General features: G+C 60.3%; 17 protein-coding genes. 9 read left to right on the forward strand and 8 right to left on the reverse strand.

The window, feature by feature from the left end:
• Window positions 1–4: 4 nt before the first annotated feature.
• Entirely contained in the window at window positions 5–826 is an 822-nt protein-coding gene (efeO, locus tag C7450_RS30105; RefSeq protein WP_110378197.1) for an iron uptake system protein EfeO, read from the forward strand.
• Window positions 827–1,108: 282 nt separating this feature from the next.
• On the opposite strand, the gene C7450_RS30110 is transcribed toward efeO, so the two are convergent.
• The 8 genes from C7450_RS30110 to C7450_RS30145 all read right to left on the reverse strand — a co-directional run bounded on the left by C7450_RS30110 (window position 1,109) and on the right by C7450_RS30145 (window position 8,951).
• Window positions 1,109–2,614 carry a tripartite tricarboxylate transporter permease gene (locus C7450_RS30110; protein WP_110378198.1) on the reverse strand — a complete coding sequence of 502 codons (1,506 nt, stop codon included), beginning with the start codon at window positions 2,612–2,614 and terminating at the stop codon, window positions 1,109–1,111.
• Window positions 2,615–2,627: 13 nt separating this feature from the next.
• Entirely contained in the window at window positions 2,628–3,089 is a 462-nt protein-coding gene (locus C7450_RS30115; RefSeq protein ID WP_170147523.1) for a tripartite tricarboxylate transporter TctB family protein, read from the reverse strand.
• Window positions 3,090–3,249: 160 nt separating this feature from the next.
• Complete coding sequence (locus tag C7450_RS30120; protein ID WP_110378200.1) at window positions 3,250–4,218, reverse strand: Bug family tripartite tricarboxylate transporter substrate binding protein; 969 nt, start codon at window positions 4,216–4,218, stop codon at window positions 3,250–3,252.
• 286 nt (window positions 4,219–4,504) lie between these two features.
• A complete protein-coding gene (locus C7450_RS30125) occupies window positions 4,505–5,569 on the reverse strand; it encodes an Ldh family oxidoreductase (RefSeq protein WP_110378201.1) in 1,065 nt (354 codons plus the stop codon).
• Window positions 5,569–6,453 (reverse strand): alpha/beta hydrolase, encoded by an 885-nt coding sequence (locus C7450_RS30130; protein ID WP_110378202.1) that lies wholly within the window; start codon window positions 6,451–6,453, stop codon window positions 5,569–5,571. Before C7450_RS30130 ends, C7450_RS30125 begins: the two co-directional genes overlap by 1 nt.
• Before the next feature lie 75 nt (window positions 6,454–6,528).
• Entirely contained in the window at window positions 6,529–7,083 is a 555-nt protein-coding gene (locus tag C7450_RS30135; protein WP_210206581.1) for an NADPH-dependent FMN reductase, read from the reverse strand.
• A 200-nt stretch (window positions 7,084–7,283) separates the two neighbouring features.
• Window positions 7,284–8,192: a VOC family protein gene (locus C7450_RS30140; RefSeq protein ID WP_110378204.1), complete on the reverse strand. Its 909-nt coding sequence runs from the start codon at window positions 8,190–8,192 to the stop codon at window positions 7,284–7,286.
• Window positions 8,193–8,330: 138 nt separating this feature from the next.
• Window positions 8,331–8,951, reverse strand: a complete 621-nt coding sequence (locus tag C7450_RS30145; protein ID WP_342588565.1) for a fumarylacetoacetate hydrolase family protein — start codon at window positions 8,949–8,951, stop codon at window positions 8,331–8,333.
• 638 nt (window positions 8,952–9,589) lie between these two features.
• On the opposite strand from C7450_RS30145, the gene C7450_RS30150 reads away from it, so the two are divergent.
• The 8 genes from C7450_RS30150 to C7450_RS35240 all read left to right on the forward strand — a co-directional run bounded on the left by C7450_RS30150 (window position 9,590) and on the right by C7450_RS35240 (window position 17,164).
• Window positions 9,590–10,447, forward strand: coding sequence for an FAD-dependent monooxygenase (locus C7450_RS30150; protein WP_342588566.1), 858 nt, complete (start codon window positions 9,590–9,592; stop codon window positions 10,445–10,447).
• Between the two features lie 103 nt (window positions 10,448–10,550).
• Complete coding sequence (locus C7450_RS30155; RefSeq protein ID WP_110378207.1) at window positions 10,551–11,531, forward strand: Bug family tripartite tricarboxylate transporter substrate binding protein; 981 nt, start codon at window positions 10,551–10,553, stop codon at window positions 11,529–11,531.
• Between the two features lie 293 nt (window positions 11,532–11,824).
• A complete protein-coding gene (locus tag C7450_RS30160) occupies window positions 11,825–12,541 on the forward strand; it encodes an FCD domain-containing protein (protein WP_245450243.1) in 717 nt (238 codons plus the stop codon).
• A gap of 1,019 nt (window positions 12,542–13,560) precedes the next feature.
• Window positions 13,561–14,496, forward strand: a complete 936-nt coding sequence (locus tag C7450_RS30165) for an MBL fold metallo-hydrolase (protein WP_170147529.1) — start codon at window positions 13,561–13,563, stop codon at window positions 14,494–14,496.
• Window positions 14,497–14,637: 141 nt separating this feature from the next.
• The gene (locus tag C7450_RS30170) at window positions 14,638–15,390 is read left to right on the forward strand and encodes an SDR family oxidoreductase (RefSeq protein WP_110378210.1); all 753 of its coding nucleotides are present in this window, start codon (window positions 14,638–14,640) and stop codon (window positions 15,388–15,390) included.
• Window positions 15,391–15,453: 63 nt separating this feature from the next.
• Entirely contained in the window at window positions 15,454–15,879 is a 426-nt protein-coding gene (locus C7450_RS30175; RefSeq protein WP_110378246.1) for a cupin domain-containing protein, read from the forward strand.
• A 58-nt stretch (window positions 15,880–15,937) separates the two neighbouring features.
• Window positions 15,938–16,897 (forward strand): mechanosensitive ion channel family protein, encoded by a 960-nt coding sequence (locus C7450_RS30180; protein ID WP_110378211.1) that lies wholly within the window; start codon window positions 15,938–15,940, stop codon window positions 16,895–16,897.
• A gap of 84 nt (window positions 16,898–16,981) precedes the next feature.
• On the forward strand, window positions 16,982–17,164 hold the full coding sequence (locus tag C7450_RS35240) for a leucine zipper domain-containing protein (RefSeq protein WP_146227592.1): 183 nt from the start codon (window positions 16,982–16,984) through the stop codon (window positions 17,162–17,164).
• Window positions 17,165–17,358: the final 194 nt, after the last annotated feature.

Raw genomic sequence — 17,358 nt, forward strand, 5'->3', positions numbered from 1 at the left:
TTCGATGAGATTGAAGTATCTCCTCGCCGTTACGGCACTCATGTCCACCCTCGGCGGAACAGCCTATGCCCAGCAGAATACGACGCTCGACCTGGTCGAACCGATCGCCGAATATAAGATCTACGTATCCGAGAAACTGCAACAGCTTGTCACGGATACAAAAGCCTTCACCGATGCGATCAAGGCGGGCAATGTCGACAAGGCCAAGAGCCTCTTTGCGCCGACCCGCATGAGCTATGAAGCGATCGAGCCGATCGCCGAACTGTTCAGCGATCTCGACGCCGCTATCGACTCGCGTGCAGATGACTATGAGAACGGCGAGAAGAACCCCGAATTCCCGGGCTTTCATCGTCTTGAATACGGACTATGGGAGAAGAACTCCACGGACGGCCTGGCGCCGATCGCCGACAAGCTCCTGGCTGATGTGACCCTGCTGCATCAGCGGATCACCGACATGGCGCTCCCGCCGGAAAAGGTGGTCGGCGGCGCGGCCGCCCTCATGGAAGAGGTCGCGGCCACCAAGATCTCCGGCGAGGAAGATCGCTACAGCCACACCGATCTTTGGGATTTCAAGGGCAATTTTGACGGATCGGAGAAGATCTTTATCCTTGTCCGCCCTCTCATTGAGAAAAACGATCCCGCTTTCGTCAAGAAGGTTGCGGATAATTTCAACACTGTCGGCACAACTCTTGCCAAATACAAGAGTGGTGATGGCTATCAATCCTATGACAAGCTGACCGACGACGATCGCAAGGTTCTGGCAAGCGCGGTGAATACGCTCGCGGAGGATCTGGCCACCCTGCGGGGGAAGCTTGGACTGAACTAGTGGAGCGAATTTGACATTTGAGTCCCGCCTGACATGAGGCTCCAGATCAAATGTCAAATTCAAAAGCTCCACTAGAACCAATAACTTGCTAGTGGTTCTCGTGGCTCCGACATTTGCTCCGAGGCTCGTATCAGGCGGATGCAAATGTCGAAGCCGAACCACTAGTAGAGCGAATTTGGCATGTGAGCCCCGCCTGACATGGGGCTGCATATCCGGTGAACCGCAGTTCACCGGATATCCTCCAGGCTCGACCGGGCGTGTTCCGGATGAGCCCGGAGCGCATCAAGCATCCTCCTGGAACGCAACCTCCCGCGTCTTGCGAAAGCTTGGCCACAACACCATCGCCAGAGCGAATGCCGCCAGCGCCAGCAAGGCAGCGCTGATCGGATGTTCGACAAAGACCAGGAAATTGCCGTTCGAAAGCTGCAGGGCGCGGCTCATATATTCTTCGATCATCGGCCCGAGGATGAATCCGAGAAGCAGCGGCGCCGGCTCGCAATCGAGCTTGCACAGCACATAACCTATAACGCCGAATATGGCGAGCATCGTGACATCAAAGGTGCTGTTGCTGATGCTCAGCACGCCGATAACACTGAAAAGCAGAATGGCCGGATAAAGGAGATGATACGGCACGGACAACAGTCGCACCCACAGGCCGACCAGGGGCAGGTTCAGGATGACGAGGAACAGGTTGCCGATCCACATCGACGCGATGATGCCCCAGAACAGTTCCGGCTGTTCCGTCACGACCGCCGGCCCGGGCTGGATGCCCTGAATGATGAGCGCACCAATCATCAGGGCCATGACGGGATTCGATGGTATCCCAAGGGTAAGCATGGGAATAAACGACGTCTGGGCGCCGGCATTGTTCGCCGCTTCCGGCGATGCGACCCCCTCGATCGCCCCCTTGCCGAAGCGCTCTGGCGTCGAGGAGATCCTTTTCTCGATCGTATAGGCGGCGAAGGAAGCCAGCATCGCGCCACCGCCCGGCAGGATGCCGAGAACCGAACCGAGTGCCGTCCCGCGGAGCACCGGGGCGATGATACGCTTCAATTCCTCACGGGTCAGCAGCAGGCTCGAGACCTTGTTCACCACAGTCTGGCTCGCTTCACCGTGCTCCAGGTTGCGAATGATCTCACCGAGGGCGAATACGCCCATCGCCACGATCACGAAGTTTATCCCGTCAGCGAGATTGTCGATATCGAAGGTGAACCGCTGCACACCTGAATTGACATCGGTTCCGACCAATCCGAGCAGCAGCCCGATCAGGATCATGCCGATTGCCTTGAGCAGCGATCCATGGGCGAGCACGATCGACGCGACGAGGCCAAGCACCATCAACGAGAAATACTCGGTCGCGCCAAAGCTGAGGGCGAGGGTGGCCAGCGGCGGGGAGAACAGCGCCAGCACAAGCGTGGCGACTGTACCCGCAAAGAACGAGCCGAGCGCGGCGGTCGCCAGCGCCGTGCCGGCGCGTCCCTGACGCGCCATCTGATACCCGTCCAGCGCGGTGACCATCGATGAGGATTCGCCAGGCAGGTTGATCAGGATCGCCGTCGTTGATCCGCCGTATTGTGCACCGTAGTAGATTCCGGCCAGCATGATGAGCGCCGCCATGGGCGGCAGGCCGAAGGTGATCGGAAGCAGCATGGCGATCGTCGCAACCGGGCCCAACCCCGGCAGCACACCGATCAGCGTGCCCAGGAGGACGCCGAGAAAGCAGTATGCCAAATTGAGAGGAGTAGAGGCGGCGTCAAAGCCTAGAGCGAGATTGGCAAGTATATCCACACCGAATACTCCCCTAGCGGCCCAGCAGTGGGCCGACCACCGGTATTGGCAACCCGAGCGCGAATACGAAGACGATTGAGCACAACGCGGCCAGGCCGATGGCCAGCAGAATGCCCTGCGTCCAGCGGAATGAGGGGCTCGCCAGCGCCGCGATGAGGACGACCGCCGCGGATGCGACGGCAAGCCCGGCGGTGCGGACGAGAAATCCGAATGCCAACGTGGCGGCAACGATCAGGAGCGTTGGTTTGGTCGCGAACGCCCGGATGCTCTCGCCCTCCGATCGCAGCCCCTTCACCCCGACGGCCAGCCCGACCAGGACCAGCAAGGACGCAAGCAGGGCCGGGAAAAATCCTGGGCCTATGCGACTCGCCTGGCCGAATTCATAGCCCCGGCCAACAACCAAAAAGGCTATCCCGGTGATGACCATGATTAAACCACTGAGGACGTCCTTGGGGTTGCTGACAAGCTTTTTCATGTCAAATCCACACATACCTATACGCCACGATCGGCGGGCCGTTGTGATTTCGGGGCGACTGCGGCCGGTAGATCGCAGCTGAGGATTGGGCGACATCCCTGTATCCGAAGGGATTTGATTTGCCGGATACATATAATCTCGACCCGATGAGCTGGTAGGCTCACTGCTGCGCGATGCCGGCTTCCTTGATCACCCCCACCCAACGTGTGGTTTCCGCCGCGACCCGGGCGCGCATTTCCGCAGGCGTGCTGGTGTGAATTTCCCCGCCGACAGCCCCTTCTATGCGCGCTTTCACTTCGGGGTCGGCAACGAGTTTTGCGATTTCGGAATTGAGGCGGGCAATGATCGCAGGCGGCGTGCCCTTCGGGGCGACGATGCCCGCCCACGTGCTGACATTGAAATCCTTCAGGCCCGCCTCGGCCACGGTCGGCACATCCGGCAGGCCATCCCAGCGGCGATCGGACGTAACGGCCAGAGCTCGCAATTTCCCGGCCCTGATCTGCGGCGCGATGGTGACCGGGCTCGCAATGATGAGCGGGATTTCGCCGTTGAGTACGCTTGTGATCGCAGCGGCCTCGCCCTTGTACGGAATATGCGCCATCTGGACACTGGCGACCTTGTTCAGCAGCTCGCCTGTCAGGTGGTGCGTCGTCCCGATCCCAGCCGATCCGTATTTGACCGAGCCGGGCGCCTGCTTCGCGATAGTGAGAAGCTCTTGCAGTGTCTTGGCAGGATGATCCGTGCGCACCGCGAGAACAAAGTTGTATTCGACGATGTTCGACACCATCTCGAAACTGTCGACAGGGTCGAAGGCCAATGACTTGTAGAGCCCCTTGGCCACCGCATGTCCCCCTGTCACCAGGCCGATCGTATAGCCATCGGGCTCGGCCCGCGCGATTGCCGCTGCGGCGAGATTGCCGCCGGCACCGGGTTTCGGATCGACGACAACCGGCTGGCCCAATCTCTCGGAAAGAGGCTTGGCCACCAGTCGTGCTATGGTGTCGGCGCTTCCGCCCGGCGCGTAACCATGCAGCAAAGTGATCGGACGCGTCGGATACTCCGCCGCAATCGCACCGGCGGCCCATAGTCCCACGGCCACAACAGCTCCGAATACGCGCGCGCGCTTCATCGCTTCACCCTCCCTTTGTCCGGCTCGTCGCGGCCGCTCAGCGATTGAGTTGACAGGCCTTTCGGCATTCCCGAGGGTCTGTCGCCTCAGTGCCGGCCTGCTGTTATCATTCTGCCAAGGCAATACCATTATTCGAAAATAGTCAATCTTTCGATAATCTGGCAATGCATTGACGGCGGGTACGGGGATAGGCCAGACCGGATACTGGGGTGATACGCGGGATTATCCGATTGCCCCCGCGTTCCTCTCGTCTACTGGACGCCACCCTGATCCATCCCCGATACAGCTAGAGATCGGCACGAAGCGCAGCGGGCCGCGCAATGCCGAAACGATCGGCCAGGCTGGCGAGGCGCTTGCAGGTACCCCGCGCCAGAGGAATTCCGCGCAGCGCGCGGTCCGCCTCGGTGCGAAATCCACGCTCCCCGGGCATCAGGATTGCATCCACGCCCGACGCAGACGGCAATGCACGGATTGTCGATGCCAATTGGCGCAAATCTTCTTCGAAGCCCGCGCGCGATCCGAAGGCCGCGATATTCAAGGCCAACGCGATGCCATTCATGCGCCCGGCCTCCCCGCCGCGCAGCGCCGGCGCGATGATCGCATTGGCACAGAGCAGGCTGGCGAGAACCTCGATCATGAGCGACAGACCCGATCCTTTGGGTCCGCCAAGGGGCAGCAGCGTCGCCACCGCGGCCGCATTGGTTGTCGCCTGCCCGTCCTTATCGATGCCCCAGCCCTCCGGAACAGGTGTCCCCGCGTCACGGGCCGCCATGATCTTTCCCAACGCCACGTTTGAGGTGGACATGTCGAGGATGATGGGATCGCCGAACCCGACCGGCGCCGCGATGGCCAAAGGATTTGTGGAGACGCTGGCAACGGCCGCGCCGTGGTAGGCCATGAGAGGTCCGGAGGCCGTCATCACGATGCCGACATGCCCGGCCAGGGCCGCCCGCATTGCATAGTAGCCGATCGCGCCGGCATGGGTAATATTGCGCGCCGAACACCAGCCAATGCCATGCGTTCCAGCGATCGCGACCGCCTCGTCCATCGCGGCGCACATGGCGGTCGCCCCCGGTGCCCGCCCGGATTCCTGGATTGCGATGGCGCCAGCCCGGTGGATGATCTCCGGCTGCGCGTCCGGTACGATGACACCCTCCTCGACCATTTCGATGTAGCGCGGAATACGCAACACGCCGTGCGAATCCATCCCGCGCGCATTGGCCCAGACCAGGAGATCCGCGACCTCCTTGGCCCGCGGCGATGGGAAGCCTCCTTCAGCCAGAAGGCTCACCGAAAACGCCTTCAATGTCTCGAGGTCAATGCATGCCGACCTGGTCTCTGCCAGCGTCATTATCGCCCCCTGAGCGGCGTGGGAAAGAATTGATCAAGCCAGGACCGTATCAAGACCCGTGTCCGTGGCGCGTCCTTCTCCGACAACGGGAAATGGGAGGTGCCGTTTACCAACATCAACTCGGCCGGCGCGCCCGCCTTTTCGAACATCCGGATGGATTGTTCAGTCGGCGTGATCGAATCGTTCGCCGTGTGGAACAACAACAGAGGGCGTGGCGCGATATTCGCAATGACATCATCCGCCCGGAAATTATACATGCTTATCGCGGTCTCTACTGGCACCTCGAACAAGGCCTTGGGAGAGAGATTCTTGCGCAACGGCTCGGGAATCGGCACAACGTCGAAGCGCGATACCCAAAGGCTTTCGCCTGTTTCTTCCTTGTGCTTGCGCCCGGCTTCCAGAATCCCGGTGAACTTCGCCCAGGCCTCCGGTGTGGGATGCTGACCGCGAAACTTGCGCTCTCCGTCGCCCCAACCGCAGGAGGAAATGACGCAGGCAAAGCGCTCATCCACACCCGCCGTGTAGACGGCGACCGCCGCACCAAAACTATGGCCGATGACGCCGATACGCTCGGGATCGACTTCGTCGCGCTGCGCGATGAAGGTAAAGGCGTTCTTTGTGTCAGCGACCTGATCGAAACAGCGGACCTGGCCGCGCGCGCCCTCACTTTCACCACATCCGCGCATATCGATACGAAAGGCGCAATAGCCGAAGTCTTCCAGCATACGCGCCTGTATTTCCGCATGAGACTCGTCTTTCGTGCCGACAAATCCGTGCAAAACAATAAACGTCGGAAGCTTTTCCCCCGGCGTGTGGCCTTCCGGCACATGCAAGACGCCTGACAGTTTCAAGCCGTCGGAGTCAAAGGTGAGTTTGTGCTGCATTGGACTCTCCTTCTGCAGATAGGGTTGTGATGCAGCGCGACAAGCCGGCGCGCGGCGGGAAACGCCCACGGCCGCTCAAACCGAGGCTGCGATAAAATCTCTAAAGCGCGTCAGATGCGCCGTCAGAAAGCTCCGGCTGGTTTCGTCAGAGATGGTGCCGGACACGATGTCAATCTTCTCCCGCGCCGCACCGATCTGGACCTCAGGCTTCGCCATCACCCGCATATCCTGGGAGTGCAGGACATGGCGAATGGGCCCATGGGCACGAGCGCCGCCCAGGAGGCCCGGCGACACACTCCAGATTGCGGCTGGTTTCCCCTCCAGCGGGTTCGGGGATAGCCGCGAAAGCCAGTCGATCGCATTCTTCAACGCCCCGGGGATGGACCAGTTATACTCGGGCGTCACGATGAGGAGCGCATCGGCGCGCGATAGGGGCCGGGCCATGGCCTCGACCGCGGCGGGAACACCCGCGGCCATCACGTCCTGATCGTAGTGCGGCAGCGTCCCGGGATTCGGCAGAACGATGAATTCCAGCCCGGCGGGTGACAGCCCCGCCGCCGCTCGTGCAACGACGCGCGACAAAGACGCTTTGCGCAGGGAACCTTCGAGAATAGCTATTGTTCTCGTCACCCCTATTCCTCTCTTTGCAAGACCCGGAGCACGCCAGCGCGGATCAGGCGCAAATTGGATCAGTCCATGCGATCCAATTTTGCCGATACACGCGTCGATAGTCTGCGCATATCAAGTTTAGTGGAATGGCTGCAACAGATCAGATCCATCTGTCCTGCTTGGGACGGATCACGATACATTAAATCAGATGGACGAATGCATCACGCGGCCGGTACCGGAGCAAACGGGAAATAATGCTCACGCCACGGAAGAGGCGCCGGCGTTCCCCAGACATTCATCACGCGTACATTCTCCGGACGCTTCAAGGCTGTGATGACGTTAGGCTCATAGCGCTCGTCGTCGGCAATCAAGGCCATGCCGCTAGAGCATTCAACCATCGCGCCCGCGGTATCGAGATAGTACGCATAGATATTATCACCGGGCCGATGCCGTCCGGGTCCCCAGACAAGCTCCCGCCCGCTGCGATCCAGCAAGTCGCCTAACTTGCAATAATCGCCAAAGCTGTTGAATTCGAACGAATAATGGTGAAGACCGGTCGGCCCCCGCACGATACCAAGAATATGATGCTGCCGATTGGCGCCTCTCATCCAGATCAAACTGTCGTCGACCATCTTTTCTGACAGCTTGAGCCCCATGATCAATTCAAACTGACGCTGTGTTTCGGCCGGTTCCGGCGATGTGATGTTGGCATGGTCCATGCGGTTGGGGCCGATCCCGGACGTGAAGTGTCTGCGACCGTAGATCACATCCGGAATGGGAGTGTGAATCTCGAAGACATGCCCCTGTGGCGTGGCATAGACGACGCCGGCAGCGCAGCAGTCGAGACTTGGCCTTTCCGACAGAATACGGCAGCCGGCCTCCGGCACGCGCCGGGCCGCCGCTTCCACCGCCGCCGCCGATACCGCCTCAAATCCGACAGAACGCGTCGCATTGCCGTCGGCTTGATGCAAGACCAGTTCGACTTGGCGGCCATTTGAAGCCAGCCAGACCTGCCGTTCGTCGCGCCGGGTCACCGTCAATCCCAGGATGTCCGTCGCATCTTCAATGCCGGCCGCTATATCCGTGACGTTTATCTGGACATGGCCGATCGTATTCACGAGATAAGGCATTCCACTCCTCCCATTTGCGCCTGCAGACTTTGTACCCGGCCCGACGGTCGACCCAGCCGGCTAACGACGCGTTGGCAGGATCCTATCCGAAGAGCGAACACACATCAATTATTTTCGAAACTTATATAAAATTCGAAATTAGATGATTTCGTCGATCACAGGATTCGACAAGAGCCCCACGCCCTCGATCTCCACCTCGACCACATCGCCAGCGGACAGGAACTGTGGCGGCTTCCGTGTCGAGCCGAAGCCGCCACAGGTCCCAGTCACGATCACATCGCCAGGCTGGAGCGGTGTGAAAGTCGATATATAGGATATGAGATAGCTGACATCGAAGATCATGCGCGACGTGTCCGTTCGCTGCATCTCGATGCCGTTGACCCGGGTAACCAGCGACAGACCCTTTGGATCGGGCAGTTCATCCGCCGTCACCATCCATGGACCAAAGGCGCCCGTTCCCACGAAGTTCTTGCCGGGGGTAAACTGGTGGCTATGCTTCTGCCAGTCCCGGACGGATCCATCGTTGTAACAGGCATAGCCGGCAACATGAGACATCGCTTGTGCACGCGGTATATGGCGCCCGGGCTTACCCACGATGACGGCCAACTCGCCCTCGAAATCGAGTTTGCGCGATTCGCGCGGCCGGATCAGCGGGGTCCCATGGCCGATCTGCGAGGCGGGCAGACGTAGAAACAATACCGGATACTCCGGTGCACCTGTCGGCTTTGTTTCTCCCTCGAAGTAGTTGATGGCAGCCATGATGATCATGGCCGGATTGGGAACCACCGGTGAAAGGACTATTTCGTCCCAGGCAAAGGCCGGCGAAGCGCCTGCATATTCATCCGCGCAGGGAAAGCCGGCTGCGATATAGCTGCGCAAATCCGGAAAGATCGTCCTCAGGCGCCTCCCCGGATCAATGATTCCCGCCCCTGTGGCCATACCCCACGAAGACGCTCCACCATGCTCGAAGCTTACATATTTCATTGTCTAAGTTACCACGCTTCCTGAAACGGGGCGCCAGACCTGCGCTCCGTCGCATTGGCTCCGCAATCCGCAGCATCTCATTCAGGCAGGTCTGCGCCATCGCAACGGACCGGCGCCTCCCGCATGCGGGACCCGCGCACAACCATGAATATCGAACTTTCTCATATTTTCAAGTTAGATTGTTTTTTCGAAAATATTGACAAAAGATCAAGGATGCGATTCACATTGAAGAAAATGGGTCGCGCGGCGCCGACAGCGGCGAGCGCGGCACGCCTCAAAAATATCTCTGCACAGGGGGGAAACGCGCGTGTCGTCAGATTTCGATACCGACGTGATCATCGTGGGCAAAGCTGCGCGACGAGGCCGAAACCTGGGTCCGCAAGGCGCTCGGCACCGACCAGATCCCCTTTGAGATCATTTCCGCGCTTCCTTGGCGGCGCAGCCAACTCACGGCCAACAGCTTCGGCCACGGCAGGGTTTTTCTGGCCGGGGACGCCGCCCACACCATGTCGCCGACCGGTGGCCTTGGCATGAACACCGGCATGGGCGATGTCAACAATCTCGGCTGGAAACTGGCGGCGGTCCTTGCGGGCTGGGGCGGCAACGCGCTTCTTGCATCCTACGAAGTGGAACGTCACCCGGTTGCAAACCGCAACTCGTCGGCCTCGACCCACAATTACATGCAGTTGAAATCGGTAACGAATTGCGAAGGGCTTTTCGACGACACGCCCGAGGGCGCGGCGGTGCGCGCGCGGGTTGGCGCCGAAATCACCGCGGCAACGGAGACCGAATGGGAGACGCTCGGCATTCATCTCGGTTATCGCTACGAGAACTCTCCCATTGTCGCAGTTGAGGCTGGCGAGCCGCCGGAGGATCACTGGCGCTGGTATAGGCCCACGGCCCGGCCCGGCCACCGGGCCCCTCACGCCTGGCTCGCCGGTAGCGGTCCAAGCGGTCTTTCGACATTGGATCTCTTCGGAAACGGCTTCGTCCTGCTGAGACTGGGCACCGCCCCCGTGGACGCCAGCGGTCTCTGCGCTGCGGCACGCGCGCGCAATGTACCTCTGCGGGTCGTGGACATCGACAATCCAGAGATTGCCGAGCTCTACCAAGCCCGCCTGACCCTCGTGCGCCCCGATGGGCATGTTGCCTGGCGCGGGGACGCAGAACCAGACGACGCGGACGGGTTGATCGACCGGATCAGTGGCCATCGCGCGTCCGCGGTCGAGCCAGGCGCCGTGCCATCCAAGACCATGTGCCTAAGCGCCTGAGACAGCGGCGCTTCTGCAGTAGAACGCGATCGATGGCGCTGCCATCGATCGCAACGAGCCCTTCGAGCAAACGAGGGCCCACCGAAATAAAGAGGAGGAAACCATGCACGGACTCGCGCGGTTGAGCCGCTGTCTCGGGGGGGCCTTGGCGTTCGCCCTTGCCGCTATTGGCCCAGGCCATGCGACGGACTTTCCGTCGCGTGCGATAACTATAGTTATTCCATTTCCCCCCGGTGGCGGCACTGATCTGATCATGCGTGCGATTGGACAGAAGGCCTCCGAACTGACCGGGCAGTCCTTCATCATCGACAATCGCGGTGGCGCTGGCGGCGCGATTGCCGCCAAGGCTGTAAAAAACGCGCCTCCCGACGGCTATACATTGCTGTTTGGCAATTCCAGCACGCACGCCATCAACAAGTACATCATGAAGATCGCCTATGATCCCGAGCAGGACTTCGTGCCGGTCAGCGAGATCATGGCCTTTCCGCATGTTCTCGTCGTGTCGGGCAATAGCGGGGTCACCAGCGTTGATGAATTGATAAAACTGGCGGACAGCAAGCCCAACGGACTGACTTTCGCGACCCAAGGGCTTGGCTCGGGCGGACAGTTGCTGGGCGAGCAATTACGGCTTGTCTCCGGCAAACGAATGACCAGCATCCCCTATCAGGGCGGCGCGCCGGCCTTGCTCGATACATCGGCAGGGCGCACCGATTTCATGTTCAGCAGCCTCGCCCCCGCCCTGCCCTTCATCAAGCAAGGCACGCTGCGCGTCCTCGCCAGCTCCGGATCGAAGCGCGCCGAATTCCTGCCGGATGTGCCCGCCCTCAAGGAGCTTGGCTATCCCGGTGTCGATCTGGAGTTCTGGTTCGCCGTCTTTGCTCCAGCCGGGACCCCGCAAGATGTCGTGGCTAAACTTCACACCATCTTCGTCAAAGCAATCCAGTCACCGGAAGTCGCACGGATCATGCAGACCAATTCGGCAGCGCTCACTCTCGGCGACGGCGCCGCACTCGGTGAACGGGTGAAACGTGATCTCAAGGTGATGGACGAGCTCACCAAAAAGGCGGGCATAGCTGTCAAGTGACCCCTGCGGACAAGGAAGAGGCAGCCTCCGGAGCGCCTTCCGGAGGAACCTCGTTTTCGAACTTGTATGATCAAGCCTGCTCGACCCGCCGCGAAGGCTGCCCGTTCTGCATAGCGGACGCTAGAACCGATCGGCCGACGGGGCGGTCATGACTCCGGTCGAGAATCACGACCTCATTCCAGGCGCTGACTTTCGAAAAAACATGCACTATTGAAGAAGCGGACTGCCCGCCCTATACTCCAAATCACGGATCCAGTTAGCTCGTCGCTATGGAGATGACTCTGAACTTGGAAGTGAGAAAACAGCGGCGGGTCTCTGCCCGGCCCGATGAAGGTTCGGGCTCATCGGCTGGGCAGGAATTGCTTACGCAATTGCGGCTTGACATTGTCAACAACCTGTTCGCACCGGAGGCGAAGCTTAAGTTCGCGGACCTGACCAAGCGTTACGGGCTCGGAATCGGCACGCTCCGCGAGGCGCTTTCGCATCTCGTGTCCGAAGGTTTTGTGACATTGGATAGCGGTCGCGGTTTTCGCGTCGCCCCGGTATCTGAAGCCGACCTTATCGAGATTACCGAACATTACGTCGATTTCGAAAAGCGCGCGCTGGCCGATGCCATCCGGCATGGCGATGATGAATGGGAAGCTGGAATCGTTGCGAGCTACCACCGGCTCAACATCATTCACGAGCTTCCCTGGGAAGAGCGGATGCTGCGCCACAGCGAGTGGGTGGAGCGGCATCGGGAATTTCACGAGGCGCTGGTCGCGGCCTGCGAAGCACGCTGGCTGCTGCGACTTCGTTCCCTGATGTACTATCAGTCAGAACGCTATCGTTTCCTCTCAAAGATGAGCCGAAACAAGAACGGCAGTCGGAAGGCCATCGAACATCGCGCCATTGTGGAGGCGACGCTCGCGCGCGATACGGACAAGGCGACGCGGCTTCTGGAACGCCATATTCGTGAAACGGCGGAAACCGTTCTTGCCAATTTCGAAAAGCGGTCCAAAGCAAGCTAGTGGTTCGACTCTGACATTTGCATCCGTGCGATACCACCCTCGGAGCAAATGTCAGAGTCAAGAAAACCACTAGCAAGTTATTGGTTCTAGTGGAGCTTTTGAATTTGACATTTGATCTGGAGCTTGATGTCAGGTGGGACTCAAATGTCAAATTCGCTCCACTAGCAGGCTGTTGAAAAACTGTTTCTCGAACCGCTCACGTGTCATCCCCGGCGCGATTGGCGAAGCCAATAGCGGGAAGGGGATCCAAAATCATCAAGGGCGTCATTGTCCTGGATTCCCTTCCCCTCGGGCCTTGCGACCCTCGGCCGGGAATGACACCGTCGCCAAATGACATCGCTCAGGCAAAGGCTGAGTTTTTCAACAGCCTGCTAGATGTCGTTGTCACGGAGGTTGTCCGCGAGTTTTTTACAGCAAATCTTGAATGTCGATTGGTCCTAGAACGCCTCGCAATCCGCGGCGGCCGCGGCGTTCGCCTTTTTTGATGCCGTGGCTATGCCAAGGTACAGGTCATCCTAGCCTTTATTGTGGGCAGGCGCCGATCTGGCTAGTAGTGGGCCCGCCCTTAACATCGAATACTTCTTCTCGTTTTCCGCGCTGACAGCCTGCTTCGAACTCCTTCTGAAAGCATGGTGGTCAGCTCCCCTTTTGGCGAGAGGTGATTGATGAAAGCTCTTGACGGGTGAGGCAATGCCGCCGCGAGACCGCGCCGCCGCCGCGACCGTCGCTCATCGGAGGACTCGTCAAATAGACATCTGGTGTAGGAGTTCGGCGATTGACGGCCGTATCGGCCCTGTCATTCCGCCACCCTCCGGGGCAATACCGCTCGCGGCGATCGCATATATCCGACAGTTCGGATTTCATGGTATTTGCTTCAGTTCGTACCGTTAAATAACGGATTCTCGATATTTTTGCGCAAAATATCTTACCTGTCATATAGTATAGATTTATTTATACTTTGATCCGGTCGCCACCAGCCGCTCTCAATCTAGCGTCCTCCGAGCCGTGATTTGAACGGTATCAATGAGGAAAGTGCCATGAGCCTTGACGTTACTTCACGCTCCGGACGACCGGGGCCCGAAGAGCTGGTCCCGTCGCGCTACGCGGTACGGGTCGGCGAGATTGATGTTCTGGTGGTCAGCGACGGGGTGCTGCCGCTCCCGACCAAGATGCTGGGGCATAACGTCGCCGAGACCGAGCGGGCCAGTTGGCTGAACGAGATGTTCCTGCCGTCCGACGCTTTCGACTGGGCGCTGAACGTCGTCCTGGTGCGCAGCGGCGAGCAGGTGATCCTGATCGACGCCGGGCTGGGTCTTGATCCGGAACTGAACCTGCCGCGGGCCGGACAAGTGGTCAAGCGCCTGGAGGCGGCCGGCATCGATCTCGGCTCCGTCACCGACGTGGTGCTGACCCACATGCATATGGACCATGTCGGCGGTCTCCTCGTCGAGGGGGTGAAGGACCGATTGCGCCCGGACCTGCGGATCCATGTGGCGGCCGCCGAGGTGAAGTTTTGGGAGGCGCCCGACTTCACGCGCGTCAACATGCCGGCGGGCTTCCCGGATGCGCTTCGGTCGGCCGCCAAACGATTTGCGCAAGAGTATCGCAGTCACCTGCGGCTGTTCGACGAGGAGCACGAGGTCGCGCCGGGTGTCATCGTCCGCCGGACGGGCGGCCACACGCCCGGACACAGCGTGGTCCGTCTGTCCTCCGGCGGCGACCGCCTGACATTCGCCGGCGACGCCGTATTCGCTGTCGGGTTCGAACACCCCGACTGGTATAACGGCTTTGAGCACGACCCTGAGGAAGCGGCCCGCGTTCGCCATCGTCTTCTGACGGAGCTGGCGGGGACCGGCGAACAGCTCGTGGCCACCCACCTCCCCTTCCCGTCGGTCGGTCGGGTCGCGGTCGAGGGCGCTGCCTTCCGCTGGGTTCCCGCCTTCTGGGATTATTGAAGACTCGTCTGGCCCACGGCCGAACCTGGCTGCGCAGGTTTCAAAGCCATGCCGGTTCGGCCGACAACCTGACCTCGACGAGGTCGCCCGTCACATCGATCGAACGACGCGCCGCATGGGCGGCTGCGCAGGAGACATCTCATGAAAATCGTCATTATCGGCGGCACCGGACTGATCGGGTCGAAGACCGCGGAGCGCCTGCGCAAGCAGGGGCATGAGGTCATTGCCGCCGCCCCGAATACCGGCGTCAATACGATCACCGGCGAAGGCCTGGCCGCGGTCCTCGAGAATGCCGCGGTGGTGATCGACCTCGCGAACTCGCCTTCCTTCGAGGACAAGGCCGTGCTCGATTTCTTCCAAACGTCCGGCAAGAACCTGACCGCGGCGGAGAAGGTGGCCGGCGTCAAGCATCACGTCGCGCTCTCGATCGTCGGCACGGACCGTTTGCCTGACAGCGGCTATCTTCGCGCCAAGGTCGCCCAGGAGGAGATCATCCGGAGATCCGGCATTCCCTATACGGTCGTGCGGTCCACGCAGTTCATGGAATTCCTCGGCGGCATTGCCCAGGCCGGCACATCCGGCGACACCGCTCGCCTGTCGACAGGCAATCTTCAGCCGATCGCCTCCGACGATGTCGCCGATTTCGTCGCTGAGGCGGCGCTGGCCGCCCCGGCCAACGGCGTCATCGAAATCTCGGGCCCGGAGCGCGCGCGCCTTTGCGATTTCGTCGCCCGCTACCTCAAGGCGATCGGCGATCCCCGCATCGTCGTCGCCGATCCGGATGCCCGGTATTTCGGCACCAAGCTGGAGGCCGGCTCGCTCGTCTCCGACAACAATCCCCGCATCGGCCGGATCGACTTCGATCACTGGTTCGCGACGGCTCCCCGGAAATAATGGCTCGTGGATGAGCAGAATTCGCAGCGGCTCATCCATCTCCATCGTGAAAGGACGATAGACATGACCAAGTCACTGGCATGCGCCTTTGCGCTGACGGCTCTTCTGCCGATTTCGGCATTCGCCCATGACACGCCCGGAGGTGGCGAAGGTGCAAAGGTTACGCTGGTCTACGACCATGAGCTGCCGAACGTGCCAGGCAAGAGCATGAGGGGCGTTCTCGTCGAATATGCTCCGGGTGGCTTCTCGGAGGGCCACACGCACCCCGTCTCGGCCTTCATCTATGCGACCGTGCTCGAAGGGGCGATCCGCAGCCAGGTCAATGACGGCCCTGCCACGGTCTACAAGGCCGGCGAGAGCTTCTCGGAATTCCCGGGCGACCGTCACGGTATCAGCGAAAACGCGAGCAAGACCTCCCCGGCAAAACTGCTCGCCGTGTTCGTCGTCGATACCGCGCAGCAGGAACTGACGTTCCCGCTCAAGAAGTAGATGATCAAGCCGGGCTTCGGCCCGGCACATCCATCCTCCTGCCTGGGGATCGTGATCGGTGCCTCCCTCCCTATTCGGCGATGACCATACCCTCCCGCTTGTTCTGATCAACCTCCTGGGAATAACCGGCATCGTCGTCTGGCACCTTCAGGGCCGCGACCGCCCGACGGGTCGGCTGATCGTCCAGATCCTGTTCTTCATCGGCATGAGCCTCGTGCTCTACATGGGAGGCATCGCGCCGCATCAGGCCGACGACGTCGATGCGGAAACGCTGACCGGGGCTCTTTCCAAATCCGCCAGAATTCTGTGGTGGACCCATCTCGCCTGGACGATCATCGGCCTCATCCACATCTATGTCAGGCTCAATCGCAAGCCGCGGGAAGCACACCTGATCCTGGATATGGCCGTCGCCGGCATCTATCTCGGTGTGGCGCTGTCGGTCATGGGTTTCGTCTTCGGCCTGCCGATCGCCACCCTGGTCACGACCTCGGGCGTCGTTGCCTTGATCCTGGGCCTCGCATTGCAGAACACGCTTGGTGATGTCTTTTCCGGCATCGCGCTCACCCTCGGCAAGGCCTATGCGATCGGCGACTGGGTCCAGTTGAGCGACGGCACGGCGGGCCGCGTCACGGAAACGAACTGGCGTTCGACCAACCTCCTGACCGGGCTGAACAATATCGTCGTGCTGCCGAACAGCATGCTGGCCAAGCAAAGCCTGACCAGCTTGAGCCGCCCTGACGAGTCGCACCTCATGACATTAGGCGTGCGCTTCGCCGCGGGGCAAAAACCGCGCATCGTAGAGGACGCGATGCGGATCGTGCTGGAAACGAGTACCCGCATCGTGAAGGATCCCGCGCCAGCCGTTGCCCTGAAATCCATCGATGCGGCGGCCATCGAGGTCGAGTTGCAGTTCCGTGTCGCGAGCCTCGCAGCGGGGACATCCGCCAAGAACGAGATCATCGACCTGATCCATGACCAATGCAGCTTAAGCGGTCTTTCGCTGGCCGGGCCTGCCTAGATGTCGAAGCTATGAAGGTTGTTCATCCGGGGCCGGGATGTGAGGCTGGGGTTGCGAAGCACCAACCCTAACCGGAGCACCCGGATGAACGTTCATAAGAATGCGCGCCTGACGGTGCATGGTCGAGTCCTTCTCGTGCGGCGTGTCGTGGAAGAAGATTGGACAGTGGTAGCCGCGTCTGAGGCAGCGGGCGAGCGACGGATGTCCCTGCAAGCCACCTGCAAGTCATGGATTTCCATAAGTGCGGTCGAGGCGCTCTGGTGCTAGTGGTTCTGCTCCGACATTTGCATCCGCCTGATACGAGCCTGGGAGCAAATGTCGGAGTCAGGAGAACCACTAGCAAGTTAATGGTTTTAGTGGAGCTTTTGAATTTGACATTTGATCTGGAGCCTCATGTCAGGCGGGGCTCAAATGTCAAATTCGCTCCACTAGTTTCCACCGCGTTTGCCGGCCAGATGCTC

The organism is Chelatococcus asaccharovorans (assembly GCF_003201475.1).
GTDB lineage: Bacteria > Pseudomonadota > Alphaproteobacteria > Rhizobiales > Beijerinckiaceae > Chelatococcus > Chelatococcus asaccharovorans.

Excerpts from the sequence above, each read along its gene's own strand:
- C7450_RS30155 (WP_110378207.1), top strand. The coding sequence starts at position 10,551 with ATGCACGGACTCGCGCGGTTGAGCCGCTGTCTCGGGGGGGCCTTGGCG.
- C7450_RS35240 (WP_146227592.1), top strand. The coding sequence starts at position 16,982 with ATGAACGTTCATAAGAATGCGCGCCTGACGGTGCATGGTCGAGTCCTT.
- C7450_RS30145 (WP_342588565.1), bottom strand. The coding sequence starts at position 8,951 with ATGGCTGCCATCAACTACTTCGAGGGAGAAACAAAGCCGACAGGTGCA.
- C7450_RS30115 (WP_170147523.1), bottom strand. The coding sequence starts at position 3,089 with ATGAAAAAGCTTGTCAGCAACCCCAAGGACGTCCTCAGTGGTTTAATC.
- C7450_RS30125 (WP_110378201.1), bottom strand. The coding sequence starts at position 5,569 with ATGACGCTGGCAGAGACCAGGTCGGCATGCATTGACCTCGAGACATTG.
- C7450_RS30120 (WP_110378200.1), bottom strand. The coding sequence starts at position 4,218 with ATGAAGCGCGCGCGCGTATTCGGAGCTGTTGTGGCCGTGGGACTATGG.
- efeO (WP_110378197.1), top strand. The coding sequence starts at position 5 with ATGAGATTGAAGTATCTCCTCGCCGTTACGGCACTCATGTCCACCCTC.
- C7450_RS30170 (WP_110378210.1), top strand. The coding sequence starts at position 14,638 with ATGAAAATCGTCATTATCGGCGGCACCGGACTGATCGGGTCGAAGACC.
- C7450_RS30140 (WP_110378204.1), bottom strand. The coding sequence starts at position 8,192 with ATGCCTTATCTCGTGAATACGATCGGCCATGTCCAGATAAACGTCACG.
- C7450_RS30175 (WP_110378246.1), top strand. The coding sequence starts at position 15,454 with ATGACCAAGTCACTGGCATGCGCCTTTGCGCTGACGGCTCTTCTGCCG.
- C7450_RS30130 (WP_110378202.1), bottom strand. The coding sequence starts at position 6,453 with ATGCAGCACAAACTCACCTTTGACTCCGACGGCTTGAAACTGTCAGGC.